Source organism: bacterium, from assembly GCA_024742285.1.
GTDB lineage: Bacteria > Myxococcota_A > UBA9160 > UBA9160 > UBA4427 > UBA4427.
This window is the reverse complement of record JANSYR010000001.1, coordinates 273,269-291,710: the sequence shown is the minus strand read 5'-3', so window position 1 is coordinate 291,710 and position 18,442 is coordinate 273,269. Positions and strand designations below refer to the sequence as shown.

Annotated in this window: 17 protein-coding genes; 7 read left to right on the top strand and 10 right to left on the bottom strand. The window is 69.4% G+C overall.

What is annotated here, in order from left to right:
* Nucleotides 1-16 precede the first annotated feature (16 nt).
* Nucleotides 17-799 carry an SDR family oxidoreductase gene (locus NXI30_01310; protein MCR9092830.1) on the bottom strand — a complete coding sequence of 261 codons (783 nt, stop codon included), beginning with the start codon at nucleotides 797-799 and terminating at the stop codon, nucleotides 17-19.
* Between the two features lie 173 nt (nucleotides 800-972).
* On the opposite strand from NXI30_01310, the gene NXI30_01305 reads away from it, so the two are divergent.
* From NXI30_01305 to NXI30_01290, 4 genes are all read left to right on the top strand, one after another.
* Entirely contained in the window at nucleotides 973-2,442 is a 1,470-nt protein-coding gene (locus tag NXI30_01305; protein ID MCR9092829.1) for an aldehyde dehydrogenase family protein, read from the top strand.
* 70 nt (nucleotides 2,443-2,512) lie between these two features.
* The gene (locus NXI30_01300; GenBank protein MCR9092828.1) at nucleotides 2,513-2,959 is read left to right on the top strand and encodes a hypothetical protein; all 447 of its coding nucleotides are present in this window, start codon (nucleotides 2,513-2,515) and stop codon (nucleotides 2,957-2,959) included.
* Nucleotides 2,960-3,020: 61 nt separating this feature from the next.
* Nucleotides 3,021-4,277: a hypothetical protein gene (locus NXI30_01295; protein ID MCR9092827.1), complete on the top strand. Its 1,257-nt coding sequence runs from the start codon at nucleotides 3,021-3,023 to the stop codon at nucleotides 4,275-4,277.
* A complete protein-coding gene (locus tag NXI30_01290; protein ID MCR9092826.1) occupies nucleotides 4,274-5,503 on the top strand; it encodes a winged helix DNA-binding domain-containing protein in 1,230 nt (409 codons plus the stop codon). Before NXI30_01295 ends, NXI30_01290 begins: the two co-directional genes overlap by 4 nt.
* Nucleotides 5,504-5,548: 45 nt before the next feature.
* Here the strand turns inward: NXI30_01290 and NXI30_01285 are convergent, their stop codons facing one another.
* Nucleotides 5,549-6,205 carry a PEP-CTERM sorting domain-containing protein gene (locus NXI30_01285; protein MCR9092825.1) on the bottom strand — a complete coding sequence of 219 codons (657 nt, stop codon included), beginning with the start codon at nucleotides 6,203-6,205 and terminating at the stop codon, nucleotides 5,549-5,551.
* 487 nt (nucleotides 6,206-6,692) lie between these two features.
* On the opposite strand from NXI30_01285, the gene NXI30_01280 reads away from it, so the two are divergent.
* A complete protein-coding gene (locus NXI30_01280) occupies nucleotides 6,693-7,442 on the top strand; it encodes an SDR family oxidoreductase (GenBank protein MCR9092824.1) in 750 nt (249 codons plus the stop codon).
* 187 nt (nucleotides 7,443-7,629) lie between these two features.
* A complete protein-coding gene (locus NXI30_01275) occupies nucleotides 7,630-8,283 on the top strand; it encodes a PEP-CTERM sorting domain-containing protein (protein MCR9092823.1) in 654 nt (217 codons plus the stop codon).
* Here NXI30_01275 and NXI30_01270 read toward each other — a convergent pair.
* Nucleotides 8,280-9,875 (bottom strand): sulfatase-like hydrolase/transferase, encoded by a 1,596-nt coding sequence (locus NXI30_01270; protein MCR9092822.1) that lies wholly within the window; start codon nucleotides 9,873-9,875, stop codon nucleotides 8,280-8,282. The two genes, NXI30_01275 and NXI30_01270, sit on opposite strands and share 4 nt — an antisense overlap.
* Before the next feature lie 191 nt (nucleotides 9,876-10,066).
* On the opposite strand from NXI30_01270, the gene NXI30_01265 reads away from it, so the two are divergent.
* Nucleotides 10,067-10,726: a PilZ domain-containing protein gene (locus tag NXI30_01265; GenBank protein MCR9092821.1), complete on the top strand. Its 660-nt coding sequence runs from the start codon at nucleotides 10,067-10,069 to the stop codon at nucleotides 10,724-10,726.
* A gap of 36 nt (nucleotides 10,727-10,762) precedes the next feature.
* Here the strand turns inward: NXI30_01265 and NXI30_01260 are convergent, their stop codons facing one another.
* The 7 genes from NXI30_01260 to NXI30_01230 form a co-directional block, all read right to left on the bottom strand.
* The gene (locus tag NXI30_01260) at nucleotides 10,763-11,374 is read right to left on the bottom strand and encodes a hypothetical protein (protein MCR9092820.1); all 612 of its coding nucleotides are present in this window, start codon (nucleotides 11,372-11,374) and stop codon (nucleotides 10,763-10,765) included.
* Nucleotides 11,371-14,100 (bottom strand): molybdopterin-dependent oxidoreductase, encoded by a 2,730-nt coding sequence (locus NXI30_01255; protein ID MCR9092819.1) that lies wholly within the window; start codon nucleotides 14,098-14,100, stop codon nucleotides 11,371-11,373. Before NXI30_01255 ends, NXI30_01260 begins: the two co-directional genes overlap by 4 nt.
* Nucleotides 14,087-14,590, bottom strand: a complete 504-nt coding sequence (locus tag NXI30_01250) for a hypothetical protein (GenBank protein MCR9092818.1) — start codon at nucleotides 14,588-14,590, stop codon at nucleotides 14,087-14,089. Before NXI30_01250 ends, NXI30_01255 begins: the two co-directional genes overlap by 14 nt.
* Nucleotides 14,591-14,861: 271 nt before the next feature.
* Nucleotides 14,862-15,278, bottom strand: coding sequence for an MmcQ/YjbR family DNA-binding protein (locus tag NXI30_01245; GenBank protein MCR9092817.1), 417 nt, complete (start codon nucleotides 15,276-15,278; stop codon nucleotides 14,862-14,864).
* Between the two features lie 66 nt (nucleotides 15,279-15,344).
* On the bottom strand, nucleotides 15,345-17,618 hold the full coding sequence (locus tag NXI30_01240; GenBank protein ID MCR9092816.1) for a heavy metal translocating P-type ATPase: 2,274 nt from the start codon (nucleotides 17,616-17,618) through the stop codon (nucleotides 15,345-15,347).
* A gap of 4 nt (nucleotides 17,619-17,622) precedes the next feature.
* The gene (locus tag NXI30_01235) at nucleotides 17,623-17,826 is read right to left on the bottom strand and encodes a metal-sensing transcriptional repressor (GenBank protein ID MCR9092815.1); all 204 of its coding nucleotides are present in this window, start codon (nucleotides 17,824-17,826) and stop codon (nucleotides 17,623-17,625) included.
* A 225-nt stretch (nucleotides 17,827-18,051) separates the two neighbouring features.
* On the bottom strand, nucleotides 18,052-18,249 hold the full coding sequence (locus NXI30_01230; GenBank protein MCR9092814.1) for a hypothetical protein: 198 nt from the start codon (nucleotides 18,247-18,249) through the stop codon (nucleotides 18,052-18,054).
* Nucleotides 18,250-18,442 lie beyond the last annotated feature (193 nt).

The following is an 18,442-nucleotide window of genomic DNA, read 5'->3' as shown; positions in this document are numbered from 1 at the left end:
GAGCGGGTGCCGCCGTCTAGCCGTTCAGCCAGACTCCGGCGTCGACGACCAACGTCTGTCCGGTCATGAGCCGGCTGTCTTCGCAGGCGAGATAGACCGCAGTCCCCGTCAGATCGTCCGGTTCGAGCGTCGAGCCGAGGGGGGAGCCTGCCTTGAGTCCGTCGAGGGCGAACTGCGGGACGATCTTCTTGGTCGCCTCGGACATCGTCACGCCCGGCGCGATCGCGTTCACCCGGATGCCGTCCTGGCCGGCCTGCCGGGACATCATCTTCGTCATGTAGATCATGCCCGACTTTGAGAGCCCGTAGGCGTTCGTCGAGAACGTCTCGAAGGGCATCGGCGGAAGCGGGAGCGGGTAGGCCGCGGTCGACGCGATGTTGATGATCGAGCCGCTCCCCTGGCGCTTCATTGCGGGCAGGACCGATCGGGCGCAGATCAGCTGACCGATCACGTTGATCTCGAGGACCTTGCGCAGGTAGTCGATCGACTGGTCCATGATGTCCTGGTCGTAGTAGAGCGCGGCGTTGTTGATCAGGACGTCGATCGAGCCGAACTCGCGCTCGACCTCCTCCGCCATCGAGGCGCACTCCGGTTCACTCGTGATGTCGACTTCGAGGGCGATCGCGCGACCGGTCGAGGCGCTCTCGTTGATCTCCTGAGCGACCTGCTTGGCCTGCTCGATCCGCAGGTCGATGCAGGCGACGTTGGCGCCCTCTTCGGCGAACCGGAGGCAGTAGGCCCGGCCGATTCCCTGGGCGCCGCCGGTGATGATCGCGGTCTTTCCTTCGAGTCGTCCCATCGTCGTGTCTCCTCTTCGGGCCCCACGGCCCGGGCGAGCCAGTCTATCACCCGAGTCGGTGGCCGCGGACGCCCCGGTTCGAGGTATTCCGAAGATGTGTAGGGCAAGCCCGGGCGCGCCTTCCTGGGGTAACGTTTTCCGTTCGACCCCAACCCCCATCACGAGAGAACGCCATGAGCCTGTACGAGAACGCGCGACTCCTGATCGACGGTGAGCTGGTCTCCGGCACCGGCGGCAAGACCTTCGACAACCTCAACCCGGCGACCGAGGAGGTGCTCGGTCAGGTCCCGGACGCGACCGTCGAGGACACCGACCGGGCGATCGCCGCCGCGCGGCGGGCCTTCGACGAGACCGATTGGTCGACGAACCACGAGCTTCGTTCGCGCTGTCTCCGCCAGCTCCGCGACGGGCTCCAGGAGCGTCTCGAGGAGCTTCGCAAGATCACCGTGAGCGAGGTCGGGTGTCCGATCCAGATGACCTACGGCGCGGCGCTCGACGACTGCGTGAAGTGGCTCGGGAACTACGCGGACCACCTCGATCAGTTCGAGTGGAAGAAGGACATGGGCGTCGCCGAGGTGATGGGGGCGAAGACCCAGCGCTACGTGCTCCGCGAGCCGCGCGGCGTGATGGGGGCGATCACGCCCTGGAACGTGCCGAACGACATCAACCTGAAGAAGCTCGGCTGGGCGATGGCCGCAGGCTGCACGGTCGTCCTGAAGGGCGCGCCGACGACCTCCTGGTGCTCCAACTTCCTGGGCGAGGTCATCGCGACGAAGACCGACATCCCGGCCGGTGCCGTCAACATCCTGACGAGCGAGGACAACGCGGCGGTCGGCGAGGCGATCACGAACGATCCGCGCGTCGACATGGTCGGCTTCACGGGGTCGACCGGAGTCGGGAAGCACATCGGCGAAGTCTGCGGCCGGAGCCTGAAGCCGGTCCAGCTCGAGCTCGGCGGCAAGTCGGCGGCGATCCTGATGCCCGACATGCCGAACCTGCCGATGGTCGCCGGCGCGATGGGCGCTTCGGTCTGCTTCCACGCCGGACAGGGCTGCGCGATCCTGACGCGCCTGCTCGTGCCCAAGAGCGAGCTCGACGCCTGCGCGGACGCCCTCGCCGAGGCGATGAAGAACGTGAAGTGGGGTGACCCCTTCGATCCCGAGAACATCATGGGGCCGCTCAACAGCACCATGCAGCGGGAGCGCGTGGAGGCGCACGTCCAGCGCGCGATCGACCAGGGCGCCAAGCTCCTCGTCGGCGGCAAGCGATCGGAACGGCACGACAAGGGGTACTACTACGAGCCCACGGCCGTGATCGCGGACGAGAACGCCGAGATCGCCCAGAACGAGGTCTTCGGTCCGGTCCAGACGCTGATCGGTTACGAGGACGAGGCGGACATGATCCGGATCGCCAACAACAGCCACTACGGTCTGTCCGGCGGGATCATGGGCCCCGACGTCGAGAAGGCGATCGAGATCGCCGGGAAGATCCGGACGGGCACCCTCTCGGTCTGCGGGGGCGTCTACTACAACTGGGACGTTCCCTTCGGCGGTTACAAGGACTCGGGGATCGGGCGCGAGCACAGCTTCATCGGCTTCGAGGAGCACCTCGAGTCGAAGACGATCGCGATCCCGGCGGGCTGAACCCCTGCGCTCCCCCTTCCTGCCCGGGGCGGAGTCCGAGCCGGACTTCACGCTCGCGCGCGAGATCCGCGTGCCGCGAGCGGTCGTGCACGCGTTCCTGTGCGACCTCCACGGCTACGTCCCGCTCCATCCCTTCATCGAGTCGATCCAGGACCTGCCGGAGATGGAGGCGCTTCCCGGAGCGAAGGTCCACCGTGTGATCGATCGGATTCCGCTCGGCCCCTTCAAGCTGAAGACCGTCTACGTCGCGGCGCTCGAGCCGCGCGGCGACGACGAGATCCGCGGTCACGCGTGGCAGCAGCCGAGCGTGCGACTCCATACGCGCTACGGGCTCGTCGATCACGAGGGGGGAACGCGGCTCGTCGAGCGCTGTTTCGTCGACGCCCCGTGGCTCCTCCGGCCCTTCGTCGTGTCGCAGGCGCGGAAAGCCCACGACGAAACCCTCGACGGCGTGAAGGCGCTCCTCGAAGACGAGGCCCGCGTCGTGGACGTCCCGTCGGCGTACGCCGCTCGCTAGCCCGGCGCCTCGATCCGCTCTAGCTTGGTCTCGAGGCGCTCTTCGCGCCGAGGAGCCCGCCGTGCCCGATCATCCCGTCGCGACCGAAGAGCAGCACACGCACGAGCACCACGCGCTCGCGCTGTCCCGGCACGCGACCGTCCGCGCCGCGTGGAAGCGCGTCCGGGACGAATGGCTCGGGCAGGGGAGTCCCCCGCCCGGGGACGACATGCGGGCGTGCTTCGAGCGGGCGTTCGAGGAGGTGATGTTCTCGGCCGCGGTCTGGGGCTCGAATCGCGATCCCCTCCGCCCGAAGACGATCTGCATCACGCGCCTCGCTCATCCCCTCGGTGGCGACCGCATTCCCGGGACGCGCTGGGGGGTCGACAACCCGGACTCGGTCTATCGCCAGATCCCGATCTCGGGCTCCGAGCGCTACCGCATCACCGGTCGCGTCCCCGAGCACCGACTCCCCGAGAACTACTTCACGCTCTGGGACCACGACTGGAATACCGTCGACGTCCTCGACGGCTCCGGCCTCGTCCTCGAATCCGACCGGACGTTCGAGATCTTCGTCGACACCGACCCGAAAGGGGATCGGCCCAACCACATCCGCTCCTCGACGAAGGCCCTCGAGTTCTACATCCGCGACGTCCTGCAGGACTGGACCGTCGACACGCCGAACGACCTCGCGATCGAGCGACTCGGTCCCGCGTCCACGAAGCCCGAGCTTTCCTTCGACGAAGAGGCGGAGCGGGTCGCCGAGACGATGGCGGTCTTCGCGAGCAACACCCGTCGCTACAACCAGCAGGCCTACGACAAGCCGGCGAACGTCCTCGATTTCACCATCGATCGCGACACCGACGGCGCGCTCCGCAACCAGATCTACATCCTGGGCCACTTCGACCTCGAGGACGACGAGGCGCTCGTGATCGACGTGCACCTCGGTGGCGCGGGCTACTTCATCGCCCCGATCACGAACTACTGGGGCAATACCAACGGGATCGTCGACCGGACCGGGAGCCTCAACCTGTCCCAGTCCGTGCGCAACGCGGACGGCACGTTGACCTACGTCGTGTCGAAGCACGACCCGGGCGTGCCGAACTGGCTCGATCCGAGCGACATGCGTGAAGGGATCCTCACGCTCCGCTGGGCGGAGTTCGAGGGGGGCGCTCCCGGCGCGGATCTCGGGGCGACGAGCCGGGTCGTGCCCCTCGGCAAGCTCCGCGAGCACCTGCCGGAAGAGACGCCGATCGTGACGCCCGACGAGCGCGCGAGGCAGCAGGCGGAACGCGCCGCCGCCTATCTGCGAAGGCTTCCCGAAGGCCTCGCGCCTTGACCGAGTCGCTCTCGAACGCCGAGGCGAGACGGATCGCGCTCGCGGCCCAGGGTTTCGCGGACCGGCGCCCGCCCGGTCGGATCGATCGTCGCCATCTGCACCGCGTGATGGACCGGCTCCACCTGCTCCAGCTCGATTCGGTGCCGGTCGTGATGCGGACGCAGTACATGCCGCTCTTCTCGCGGCTCGGCGCCTATCGGGCCGAGCTCCTCGACGAAGTCGCCTACCGCCCCCATCGCGGCCGTTACCCCTGGTTCGAAGCCTGGAGCCACGAGGCTTCGCTGCTGCCCGTCGAGATGGAGCCCTGGCTGCGCTTCGTGAAGCAGCGCGCCCGGGAAGGCGAGACCTGGGGTCGATACTTCAAGAGCGTGCTCGAGGATCCGGCCTACCTCGATCGGGTTCGCGACGAGATCAAGAGCCGCGGACCCCTCGCCGCGGGCGAGCTCTCCGATCCGCGGCCCAACCAGGGCGACTGGTGGAGCAACCGATCGACCGGCGCGCGCGCCCTCGACTGGCTCTTCCGGACGGGGGAGCTCGGAATCCGGCGACGGCCCGGCTTCGTGAAGGAGTTCGATCTCCTCGAGCGGATCGTGCCGAGCGAGATCCTGAACCGTCCGACACCGGGGCTCGAGGCTTCCCTCGACGAGCTGCTGCTCCGCTCGGCGCGCGCGCACGGGATCGCGAGCGCCGACTGTCTCGTCGACTATTTCCGGCTCCCGGTGAAGCCGGCGAAGGCGCGGCTCGCTGCGCTCGTCGAGGACGGGCGTCTCGTCGAGGCCGACGTCGAGGGCTGGAAGCCCAGGGCCTACCTCGATCCGGAAGCGCGAAGGCCGCGCGAGATCCGGGCCACCGCGCTGCTCTCCCCCTTCGATCCCGTCGTCTGGTGCCGCAAGCGGATCGAGGGCCTCTTCGACTTCGACTACCGGATCGAGATCTACGTCCCGAAGGAGAAGCGGCGCTGGGGCTACTACGTCCTGCCGCTCTTGATGGGCGATCGGCTCGTGGCGCGCTTCGACCTCAAGACGGATCGCGAAGCCCGCGTCCTCGAAGTGCGGGCGGCGCACGTCGAGGAAGGCGAGGACGCACTCGAGGTGGCCGAAACGGCAGCGGGCGAGCTCGAGGAGCTCGCCCGCTTCGTGGGCGCCGATCGCGTGCGCGTCGGGCGCAAGGGAAACCTCGCACGGACGCTGTCGACGGCGCTGCGGTCTTCGGGATCGCGCGACTGACGTGGATTGCGCGCGGGTCCCTTCCGACCGGGATCTCGTTCGGCGCTAGGCCTGGGTCTCCAGGCGCCGCGAGGTCGCCGCGAGTCCGATCAGGCCGAGCAGCATGAGGGCGGAGGTCCCCGGCTCCGGGATCACGGGGATCTTCGCCTTCGGCTTGAGCACGAGGACGTCGCCCGGGAAGGGGATCCCGGGCACGTCGGGATTGTCGACCCCATCGAACCCGAGGAAGACGCTGAGGCTGACGCCGCCGAGCGCCAGCAGAGAGACGGATCCCGTCGGGTCGGAGAGGGTGAAGTTCGTTTCGCTCAGGCCATTCAGCGCGAACGTTCCGCCGGGCCCGAAGTCGATCACGCGAATGGGCTTGGGCTCCGGGGCGGGACCGCTCTTCTGAACGTCCCGGAAGTCGAAGACCCGGTCGACGTCGGGACCGCTCGCGTCGAGGTCGAACACGAACGCATCGTCGGAGGCCAGCTGGATCCCGAGGATGTCGCCCACGAGTCCGCCTTCCGAGGGCCCGAAGCTCTCGATCTGGATGTCGAGCGTGCCGGGAACCTCACCGGAGAGGAACGAGACGAAGGCGCCGTAACCGGAGGGATCCTCGACGGTCATGGTCGCCGCCCCGGTGATCGGATCGATGTCGAACACGTGGTCCCGATCCGCGAGGGCGGAGGCGACCCCGGGGATCGCGATCGAGAGCGTCATCAGAGCGGACCAGACGGCCGTCCGCAGGCGTCGAGTACTCGGACGCGTACGCCCGGTCGAAAATCGGATCATCGGAATCTCCACATCGCCAACACAGCTGTCCGGGCACACGCTTCTGCCCGGTGAGGTGGAGTGGTTCGACCCCCTCGAAAATCGCGAGATATCTGCGCGACCGATGCAGAAATCTCCCATGCGGGGGAGAGGGCGGCGCATCCGGATTGCCCCGTGGGTGCCCCGCGGGTGCGTCGAGACCGATTCTGAACCGGTCTCGGCCGGGTGGGCGACCCAGCTGCGGGTTCTTCCCGGCCCGGGAGGGGCGCGAGGGAACCTGTTGCCGGTCTGGGGGCGTTGGAGGATGCTCGTCGGGTCGTCGGACCGGGTGTGGTCAGGGCGACGTGTCCGATGGACGGCGCGGTGCCGCCCTGGACGAACCGAGTGCGGCCTCCTCGACCCGGAGGCGCCGGCGATCGATCGAGGAGCCTCGAGCATGAAGCGAATGGAAGACAAGGTGGCGTTCGTGACCGGAGCGGCCGCGGGGATCGGCCGGGCCACGGCGCTCCGACTGGCTTCCGAGGGGGCCTCGCTCTACCTGGTCGATCTCGCGACGGACGGTCTGCAAGAGACCGTCGGCCTCGTAGAGAAGGAAGGTGCGCAGGTGGTCGGCGCACGTTGCGACGTGAGCGACGAAGCGGACGTGAAGCAGAACATGGCCGCCTGCATCGAGCGCTTCGGAAAGCTCGACGCCCTCTGCAACGTCGCAGGCATCCTGCTCCTCGACCATTTCCCGAACATCACCCCGGACCAGTTCCGCCGGGTCCTCGAAGTGAACCTCGTGGGTCCCTTCATGCTGACCCAGGCCGCGCTCCCTCATCTGCTCGAGACCGGAGGCGCCATCGTCAACGTGAGCTCGACCTCCGCCCTCGCCGGGATGCCCTACGGCGCCGCCTATGGCACGAGCAAGGGCGGCGTCAGCGCCTTGACCCGGACGATCGCGGTCGAGTTCGGGAAGCGCGGGGTGCGCTGCAACGCGGTGAACCCGGGCTCGATCCTGACGGCGATGGCGGGGCCGGGCGTCGTCCCCGACGACGCGGACATGAAGCTGATCATGCGCGCGCAGCCGCTCGACGAGCCCCGGCCGCCGGAGGTGGTGGCGGCGGTGATCGCGATGCTCGCGAGCGAGGACGGCGCCCACATCAACGGCGAAGAGATCCGCGTCGACGGCGGGACCCTGGCCTAGCGCCGCACGACGGAAACGTCGGTGCGCGCTCGTTGCGTGCCGAACGGCAGCGCCCGCGCAGCCGCTGCGCAGCGGCGCCGCGTTCGTGCGTCGAAATTGTGATGTGCGTCAACATTTCGGAGTACACGCCGAAGAGAGTGGGGACTTCACCCGGGAGGAGAGACCGGGTATTGATGGAGGTCCCTCCATGTCGGTTCTCCGACCCCTCGCTCCGATCCTCGGGCTCGTCATCGCGGCCGTGTTCTTCGCGCCCGTCGCGGGCTTCGCGGCGCTGATCTCTTCGCCGACGGATGCCGCTCTCTCGGGCGCGCTCCTCCAGACCTTCGACGGGGAAGCGACCGGGGACTTCAGCGATCGCACCTTCCTGATCGGTGGTGCCGGCTTCACGGTCACGCCGGTGACCTCGACGATGCAGATCGAGGGCGACTGGTGCGACGACTTCGGCACCAGCAACAACTGCCTCGGCACGAACTCGGGCACGACGGGGGCGAACGACGACTTCGACGTCGTCTTCACCGGCGCCGGCGTCTCCGCCTTCGGCTTCGAGATCAACGCCCTCGACGCGGATTGGACGGTCTCGACCTACGACGAGAACGACGTCCTGCTGAATACCTACACGATCCTGAGCCAGAGCCCCGGGCTCTCCGGCTTCGATCGCCGCGGCTTCTTCGGTGCCACCGAGACGAGCCTCATCCAGCGCTTCACCGTTCGTTCGACGGGGGACGACTGGGCGCTCATCGACGACGTCCGCTACGTGCCGACGCCGGAGCCCGGAACCGCGCTGCTCGCGGGCCTCGGCCTGATCGGCCTCGCCTACGCGGGGCGTCCGAAGCGTCGCTAGCGGTCCTCTTCGGACGCCTTCATCGCGTCGGCCTGCTTCTTCCGGAGCGCCTCGCTCTCCCGGATGAGTCGACGTTTCGTCTTCTCGTCGGTGAGCATCCCGCGGTGCTCCGTCGCGTCGAAGAGCTCTTTCGAGAAGGGCAGCTCGTTCGTCCAGTCCTCCTGCAGGAGCGAGGACGGGAGGACCGCCTCGGCCCAGTCGCGCGGGGCGACCCAGCCCGGGTGGGCGACGAGGGTTCCGCGCGTCCCGCCGAGGGGATGCTGGCGGCGCCACTCGCTCATCAGTCGCTGCATGCGCTGCAAGACGGCGCTGTGTCGCTTCGAGAGGTCGTTCTCTTCGTTGGGGTCGGCCTCGATGTCGAAGAGGAAGTTCCGGACGCGGGTTTCGGTCTGTCGCTCCTGGATCACCTGGACGAGCTTCCAGCGCCCGTCGAAGATCGCCGTATGGATCAGGCCGGGAATCGGGATCTCGGACACGAAGCCGAGGGCGCGCCGGCGCGGCACCTTCTGGTCGCGGACGAGCGCCGGCCACATGTTCTCGCCGTCGAGATCCGCGGTCGTGGGGATCCGCACGCTCGCCGCGCGGGCGAGGGTGGGCATCACGTCGGTCACGGCCATGCGCTGATCCATGACGGAGCCGGCCTCGAGCCGTGAAGGCCATCGCAGCACGGCGGGCACGCGGATCCCACCTTCGAAGGTCTGGCCCTTCTCCCCGCGCAGGGGCGCGTTCACGCCGCCGAAGATGCTCGAACCGCCGTTGTCGCTGAAGAAGAGGACGATCGTGTCGTCGGCGATCTCCTGTTCGTCGAGGGCGTCGAGGATCCGGCCGATCGCCTGGTCCATCTCGTCGACCATCGCAGCATAGGTCCGGCGGTACTGCGTGCGGGGCAGCGACGCGTACTTCTCGATCGTGGCGGGCGGCGCCTGCATGGGGCTGTGGGGCGCCGTGAAGGGGACGTAGAGGAGGAAGGGCTTGCCGGGGTCGCGTTGCTCGATGAAGCGGACGGCTTCGCGTGCTTCGAGGTGGGTCAGGTACTGCCCCGGCTCCTTCACCGACTTGCCGTTCGCCTGCAGGTCGTGCCCGCTCTCGCGGACGTGTTCGAAGAAGTCGGTGTTGGTATGGAGGTGCCCCCAGAAATGGTCGAAGCCCTGGGCGTTCGGCGTCTGATGGGCGTAGGTGTGTCCGAGGTGCCACTTGCCGACGAGGCCGGTCTGGTAGCCGTCGCGGCGGAAGACCTCGGCGATCGTGAGGGACTTCGGCGCGAGGCCCACGTTGTACCAGGGATGGATCTGGTCGTAGGCGATGCCGAGCTTGAGCGGGTCGCGGCCGGTCATGAGCGCCGCGCGGGTCGGCGAGCAGATGGGCGCGCTGTAGAAGTGTTCGAGGCGGACGCCCTCGCGGGCAAGACGATCGATCGACGGCGTCTCGATCTCACCCTCGTGATATCCGACGTCCGCCCACCCGAGATCGTCGGCGAGGAGGATGACGACGTTGGGCTGCGCGGCCTGGACGGCACTGGAGGCGAGGGTCGCGCACACGAAGAAGAGCGTCGCGAGGACGCATTGCGGGAGACGCGGTCGGATCCTGATCACGGGCACCTCGGGAAGATGGGGTCGCCCGAGTGTCGCGGTTCCTGTGCGACGCGTCGACGATGGAATTGCCCTCGCGTTGCCGACCCGCTGCCCGCCGCCTTCGTGTGTCGTCGCGCACACTCCCTCGCGCTCAGCTCTCCGAAGAACACTCCAGAGGGGCCGAGGGAAAGTAGAGGGGTAGGAGCAGGCTCATGGCACGAATCAAGCGGCGTCGTCGCGTCCGTTGCAAGCTTCCGTGTGAGATCTTGATCGACGGGAAGAAGACGAAGCGTCTTCCCGGTCGCGTGGTGACGCTTTCGGAGGGTGGACTCGCGGTGTTGACCGGCGCGCACTTCGATCAGGGCGATGCGATCCGGGTCTTGATCGATCCGAAGGGCGCTTCGCCGATCCGGGTGAGCGCCATCGTCTGGAACGATTCTCAGGCGAAGACCTCGCACAGCGAGACCCGCCTGCGCCGGTTCGGTTGCGTGATCTCGTCTCCGTCCGATTCCTTCGTCGGGCTGCTCGAGCGGATGCTGCCGAACGAAGCCGCCCCTCCGAGGCGCGTCGCCCGGGATCACACCGACACGGTCCCGGTTCCGACCCCGCAGCCGCGGGACGTCGAGCAGGAGTCCTTCGAGGCGGATCTGCCGCGATCGCGGGAGCTGCAGCCCCCGCCGAAGACCGAGCCCGAGGAGAGCCTCCCGTACTTCCGGGTGCGGCTGAAGCAGATCGGCGGACCGCGCACGCGGATCCTGACCCTCCAGGCCCGCTCGGCGACCCAGGCCGAGGAGCGGGCCATGCAGGAGCTCGCCTCGATCACCGACGACGCCGCCGGCTGGGGCGTGCTGCACATCGCGAAGGTCGTCTGACGTCGCGTCGCGAAGCGGCGCCGACCTCGAGGCGTCCTACCGGGCTTCGTCCGGCGCTTCGCTCGCATGCAGATCCCGGAGCAGGACGCCGAGCGCGGCGTAGAGCGGCGCCCGCGCGTGCCGGGTCAGCGCGTCGCCCATGTCCGCCCAGCCCGGGCCGAGCAGGGTCTCGTCGAATCGCGCGAGGACCGGATCGTCTCCCGCGCCCGGCCGTCTCGCGGCTTCGGCTGCGATCGCGAAGAGGCGAGCCGCGTGATCCGGGGGGAGGCGTCCGCCGGGGCCGTCGTAGGTCGCTTCCAGTCCCAGGCCTTCGCAGGCCAGCGCGACGAGACTCGCGATCTCGCCGCGGGTCTTCTCTCGCGTCGCGTCGTCGCCGATCGTCCGCACGAGCCAGCGCGACCCGAAGGGCGGCACGAGGCCGGGCACCAGGAAGAGGCGCGCGAACTCCTCCGCGAGCGCCTCGCGCATCGCCTCGTCGAAGGGGGCCTCGCTCCAGGCGGCCAATCCCGGTCTCGCCTTGTCGAGCAGCGTCCGGAGGGGCTCGGAACCGATCGCGGCCCAGGTCGCCTCGTCGACTTCGCGGACGAGCAGGCCGGCCGCGAAGTCGTAGAGGGGCGCGCGCTCGGCGAGGGACAGCCCTGCCGTCACCCTTCGACCCGCTTCACCCGGCACACGTTGTCGAACCAGTTCTGTCCGCCCACCAGGGGCTGTGCGTTGATCGCGTAGACGTGATTGATCGGGACGCCGTTGCCCGGGCCGCCGTTCCGGCGCGACCACCAGACTTCGTCGGCGAGCGCCTGTCGGCCGGGGAGATCCGCGGCCATGCCGGCGACGCCTGAGGAGGGCCCGCCGTCGCCGCCCCGGGCGACGGTTCCGTGCTCCCAATGGCCGGCGTGATGGGCCTGCGCGATCACGCGGGGGTGCATGCCCGGAACGATGCGGACGCGGTTGCGAACGGTGCCGACGGGTTCCGCCTCACCGGCGCGGTAGACGCGCCCCTTCGGACGCGCGGTCGTGATCTCGATCTCGTCCCCGGTCGCGACGCCGAGCCGCTCGGCAGTCTCCGGCGACATCATGGCGTGGTTGGTATGGACGATCTCCGCCGCATACTTCCAGTCCGCGGAACGCCCCTGGGTGTGCACGTTCCACTTGAAGGTCGTGAGTACGTACTGGTCGTCGTCGAGATCCTCGTGCTCCGGGACCCGAAAGTAGAGCGGGATGTCGCTCGCGTTCGGATCGTCCGCGGGCAGGCCGGTGTGGCGCGCCGCGAGGGGGAAGATCGGATCGCGGACCGCGATCCGTCGGGTCGGGGTCGGGAAGCCGCGGACCGCGACGCCGTCCTGCAGGATCCCGATCGCCGCGCCTCGCGTGCCGTCGGCTCCGACCGCGTAGATCACGCCGGTCTCCGGATCCGACTCCGATCGGGCGAGCTCGTCGGCCGGAACGGGCCGCTCGTGGAGCTCGTGGTCGAGCGGTCGCTCCGGATCGAACCAGATGCCCTTGCGCTTGAACGTCTCCCAGTCGACCGGCAGGTTCTCGTGCCACGCGCGGTAGTAGTCCTCGAGATCCTCGAAGTCGAAGAAGCGCTCCATGCCGCCGCCGATCCGGCGCGCGAGATCGCGCCAGATGATCTGCGCCGGCCGGGCTTCGCCGAGGGGCTCGGACAGGGGCTGACGAAGACCGACGTACGGACGCAGGCCGTAGCTGTTCGTCCCGTGCGCGTCCCATCGTTCGAGGGCGGTCGCTTCCGGGAGCACGATGTCGGCGAGGGCCGCCTGCTCTCCGTAGGCGATGTCGATCGCGACGTGGAAGGGGATGAGCGACTCGTCCGCCAGGACCTCGCGGGTGAGGTTCGCTTCCGGCATCCCGAAGGCGGCGCCCAGGGTGTACGACATGTAGACGTCGACCTTCTGGCGGCCCTCCTTGATGTAGGGCGCGACGAGCTGACCCACGCGCATCGAGTACCAGTGCCACGAGAGCGGGAACTCCGACGGCGTGGCGAGCTCGCCGAAGTACTTCTTCTGCCACGCGGGCGGGAAGTTCCGGACGCGCTCCTGGACCTCGGCCGGGAGGGCGTCGAACTCGCGGGTTCCGGGCTTCCAGGGTGCGGGCTTCGGCGGCCGGGGGGACGGCGCGTCGAGGCTCGGCAGGCCGTCCTGTCCGAAGCGGCCCTTCTTCCAGCCGCGCAGGCTCGACAGGCAGAAGCCACCCGGTCGGCCGACGTTGCCGACGAGGACGTCGAGCATGCGGATCGCACGGTCGGCCTGGACGCCGTTGTAGTGCTTCGCCGAGCCGCGATTCGAGATCGTGCAGCAGGCGGGGGCGGCCTGGGCGAACTCGATCGCGAGGCGACGGATCGTCTCGGCGGGGACGCCGCTCTCGCGCTCCGCGAAGGCCGGCGTGTACCCTGCTACGTGGGCCTTCATCTCGTCGAAGTCCCAGGTCGACCAGCGATCCCAGAACGCGCGGTCCTCGAGCCCTTCGGAGACGATCACGTTTGCCATCGCGAGGGCGATCGCGCCATCGGAAGCGGGCGCGACCGCGTAGTATTCGTCCGAGCACGAGGCGGTCGCCGTCGGTCGGACCTCGAAGGTCACGAGTTTCGCGCCGTGATCGACGCGGGCGTCCATCATACGCTTGCGCATGAAGAGTCCGCCCTGGTGGGCCTCCATGAAGTTCGAGCCGAAGTTGATCGCGAACTTCGTGCGCTCGAGGTCCTGCGTCTCCCACTCGAAGTCCCGCCCGTAGAAGCTCATGAGCGGCGCGCGCCGATTCGAGCTGCAGATCGAGCGTCGGTTCAGGCGATGGGGCGTGCCGAAGGCATCGGTGAAGCGCTTGCTGAACCCCTTCGTCTTGTCGCGTCCGTAGTGGAAGACGAAGCGCTCCGGCGTGCCGTTCTCCCGGAGCGGTCGCATCCGGTCGGCGATCTCGTCGAGGGCCTCGTCCCAGGAGATCCGCTTCCAGCGTCCGCTGCCGCGCGGGCCGACGCGACGCATCGGATACAGGAGACGCTCCGGCTGTTCCGTCGCGGAGATCATCCCGTTGGCCTTGGAGCAGATCGTGCCCTGGGTGTTCGGATCGAGGGGGTTGCCTTCGATCAGTCGCACGCGGCCGTCCTGGACCCAACCGACGATTCCGCAATGGGTCGTGCATCCGAAGCAGACCGTCGGGACTGCGCGAGCCCGCCCGTAGTCGAGGGCCAGCTTCTCCATCCCTTCGAGGGCGCGCGCTCGCGTGGCGTCGTCGGGGGTCGTCGTGCAGCCGACGATCCCGCTCGCGGCGAGACCCGCGCCGAGCGCGGTGCCGAGGGCGAGGAAGTCGCGTCGGTTGAGGGTGACGCGCTTCTGCGATCCGTCGTGACTACTGCTGCTCATAGATCGGGTCCTCGTCGCGGGGGTCGAGCGCGGCGCCGCGGTTCAGCTTCTCCGGAACCCACGTCGGCAGATCGCGGTAGAGCACGTCCTTCTTCAGATCGTCGGCGTCGGGCCCGGCGAGGGCCTCGGTCGTTCCGCTCGCGCTGACGTCCGCGTGGTCGCCGAAGCGGATCGCGTCGGTCGGGCAGGCGCGGACGCAGGCCGGTGCGAGGCCGGCGCCGGTGCTCTCCGGGTCGCCCTGACACTCGCTCTCGGAGAACACCGGAACGAAGGCGTGCCCGTCGGCCTCCGGTCGCGGGAGCCAGCGGACGCGGAGCGGAAACACGCCGAGCGGGACGTCGTGCGCGGTCTTGCAGGCGACGCTACAGGCGTGGCAGCCGATGCATCGGCGCAGGTCGACGCCGAAGGTCGGCCGTTCGGGCTGGATCGGCGCGCGGGCGCCGACGTCTTCGAAGGGAAGGGCGAGGGTCGGGTCGGGTCGATCGGACAACCGGTTCTCCAGGCGCGACACGATGAAAGCGTCTCGCGGGTCGGTGGACCCGCTTGCCTCGAACCGGGGGCCAGTCTCGGTCGGTCGTCAGCGGGTCCGTGAGCGCCGGCGGTCCAGCGCTCCGTGTCTCCAGGCATCGAGTTCCTCGATGCATCTCCGGATTCAGGTTCGCTGTCGCGGCATCACGACCTCCGTCGGTGCAGACGCCCGATCGACTTCGAAGATCGGGTGAAGCCTGCCGGACGGTAGGGAGCGACCCGAAGGTCTGCAATCACTTCGCCGCCTCGTCTTCGTCGAGCAGCTTGATCGCGCGCTTCGGCGCGACCGCGCGATAGCCGTCTTCGAGGAGTCCCTCGACGACGCCCCAGTCGACCTCGCCATCGACCTCGACGCCGATCCAGCCGCTCGGCCCCACGTAGGGCGGGACGAAGAACACGTCGGGGTTGGCCTCGACGAGCGCCTCCTGGGTGTCGAAGTCGGATTTGATCCAGAGGGCGATCCGGCCGTCGCCGTGGTGGTCCTCCGCCCAGGTGGCGAAGGTCTTGCGCCCGCCCCACCAGGTCGGGCTGCCGTGGGAGAGCCGCTCGTCGGTCTCGGGCCACGCGGCGATGACGGCCCGCGCGCGATCGAGGAGCCGCTCGGACTTCGTCCGGCGCTTCGCCGCCTTCTTCCGTGACTTCGCCGCCATCCGGAGAAGCTAGTCGAGTTCGCCGCCTTCGTCCCGTCGGGTCGGCTGTGCGGCTCGTTCCGGATGTTAGGCGCCGGCGGGGTCGAAGCGCCGCAGGCGCACGCTGTTCGTGACGACGCAGAGGCTCGACAGGGCCATCGCCCCCGCGGCGATCCCCGGCGAGAGCCGCATCGTCTCGCCGCCCCAGGGCACGAAGAGTCCCGCGGCGAGCGGGATCGCCGCCACGTTGTAGCCGAAGGCCCAGAAGAGGTTCTGTCGGATCGTCCGGACCGTCCGGCGGCTGAGGACGATCGCCTCCGCCAGCGCCCCGAGGTCCTCGCGAACGAGGACCACGTCCGCGGCCTCGATCGCCACGTCCGTGCCCGAGCCGATCGCGATTCCGACGTCGGCGCTCGCGAGCGCCGGCGCGTCGTTCAATCCGTCGCCGACCATCGCGACCCGCTCCCCCTCGGCGCGACGGGCCTCGACCTGCGCGGCCTTGTCCGCGGGCAGGACTTCGGAGACGACCTGCGTTTCGTCGAGGCCGAGCTGCGCCGCGATCGAGAGGGCCTGTGCGCGCGCGTCGCCGGTCGACATCGTGACCGCGAGGCCGAGGGCGCCGAGCCGCGCGAGCGCCGGTCGCGCGCTCGGGTCCGGGGCGTCCGCGACGGCGAAGAGCGCCGCCGCCGTTCCGTCGATCGCGACGAAGATGCTCGAGGCGCCGGCTTCGTCGGCGCGGGTGCGGGCCGCGTCGAGCGGAGCCAGATCGACGCCCGCAGTCTCGACGAAGCGGCGGGAGCCGAGCAGGAGGGCGCGCCCGTCGACCCGCGCGCGAAGGCCCTGGCCGGCCTCGGCCTGCACGTCGCTCGCCCGTGGCAGGTCGAGGCCGCGCGCGTGGGCCTCTTCGAGGATCGCGCGCGCGAGAGGGTGTTCGCTGTCGCCCTCCGCCGCGGCGGTGAGCGCGAGCACCTCGTCGATGGCCAGGGCGCCGACGGCGGTCGCATCGACCACCTTGGGGCGTCCCAGCGTGAGCGTGCCGGTCTTGTCGACGATCACGCGATCGATCCCGCCCATCGCTTCGAGCGCCGCCGCGCTCTTGATGAGGAGCCCCCGGCGTGCGCCGACCCCGGTGCCCGCGACGAGCGCGAGCGGCGTCGCGAGGCCCATCGCGCAGGGACAGCTGATCAGGAGCGTCGATGCGGCGAAGAGGATGCCCGCCGCCCGTGGGTCGGTCGTCGGGAGCCAGGTGGCCGCGCCGAACGCCCACCAGACCACACCGACGACGGTCGCGATGGCGATCATCGTCGGGACGAAGATCGCCGCGATCCGATCGACGGCGGTCTGGATCGGCGCGCGGCTGGCCTGGGCTTCGCGGACCAGTCGCGCGATGTCGGCCAGGATCGTGGCGTCGCCGACGGCGCGGGTCTCGATCACGAGCGCGCCCTCACGATTGACGGTCCCCGCATGGACACGGTCTCCCGGGCCCTTCCGGACCGGCAGGCTCTCGCCGGAGAGCATCGACTCGTCCGCGTGGCTCGCGCCTTCCGCGATCACCCCGTCGACGGGAAGTCGCTCACCGGGCCGGACGTGGACCCGTTCCCCGGACCGGACGTCGACGGCCGGACACTCGACGATCGCGCCGTCCCGTTCGACCCGCGCGCGCTCGGGCTGCTGGTCGAGGAGTGCGCGGACCGCGCCGCTCGCCTCCCGCTTCCCGCGCGCTTCGAGCACCTTCCCGACGAGGACCAGGGTCACGATCATCGCCGCGGACTCGAAGTAGACGGGAAAGCGTGCGGGATCCGCGCCGGTCACGAGGACGGCCAGGCTGTAGAAGAAGGCGACGCAGGCGCCCAGGGAGACGAGGGTGTCCATGTTGGTCGTGCGCGCCTTCAGGGCGCGCCAGGCGCCGACGTGGAAGTCGCGGCCGACCCAGAAGAGCACGAGGCCGGCGAGGCCCGCGATCGCTTCGCGACGCAATGGGAAGTCCGGCAGGCCCAGCCGCGGCACGCCCATCCCGAGGAACATGATGGCCGCGCTCGCCCCGAGGCCGACGAGCATGCGTCGGCGCTTCGCTTCGAGCCCCCCCTGCTCGTCGGCTTCTCGCGCTTTCGCATGCTCCGGTCGGACCTGGTAGCCGGCGTCGCCGATCGCCTCGAGAAGCCGCGCCGGAGCGACCCGCGTGGGATCGAAGCGGATCCGCGCATCCTCGAGCGCGTAGCTCACCCGCGCTTCGACCACACCGTCGACGGCGGAGACGTGGCGCGCCACCGAGCGCGCACAGTTGTCGCAGGACATGCCGCCCACACCGACGGTCAGGACCTCGGTCACGTCACGGGCTTCGCTGGGCGTCGGGCTCGCCATCGGATCAGCGCTTCGCGTTCGCCCGGAACACGTCGAGAATCTCTCGGATCACCCGCGCGCGTTCGACTTCGTCGTCGCTCCGCAGGCCATCGGTCACGCAGGTCGAGAGATGGGTCTCGAGTGCGAGCTCGCCGGCGCGGTCGAGGGCGGCGCGGACGGCCTTCAGCTGCTTGAGGACGTCGATGCAGTAGGCATCGTCCTCAACCATGCGCGTGATCCCCCGGACGTGCCCTTCGACGCTCTTCAGTCGGCGGACGATCTCGCGGTTGGCGGCGGCGTGGGCCTCCGCGTGGCCCTCGTGGCGGCGGGGTTCGATCGGCTCGGGTTGCTCGGTGGCCATGGGACGCCTCGCTATCCCACCCCTGGTGGGGGGGGTAAGCGGGAGTCTAGTCCAGACCATTCAGCGCGGCAGGGTTCCCGAGGGGAAGCCGCGTCAGACCTTGATGTCGATGCTTCCGCCGCGTCCGTCGTCGTCGGGCGGGTTCCCGCCCGGCGGGTCCTCGTCCTCGCCCTCTTCGCGGGTGGGTTCCTTGCGCGCTCGCTCGCGATCGCGATTGGCTTCGCGCGCCGGCCGGATCGGTCGGATCGGCGGCGTCGGCGGGGTCGGATTGACGCGGGGGATCTCGCTCATGCGGTCGAGTCCTCGCAGCCGATGCGGGTCGTCGCAGCGGCGTCCAGGGCGTGGAAGGCGTCCCGCGAGTCCTCCCTGGCTGGAGAACTCCGCTCGGAACGCAATCCGGCAGTCCCTGCCATCGGCATCCCTTGGCAGATCTTGAAGCGCGATCGCGTTCGCATAGTGCGCGCGACCCGCCGGTATACTGCGC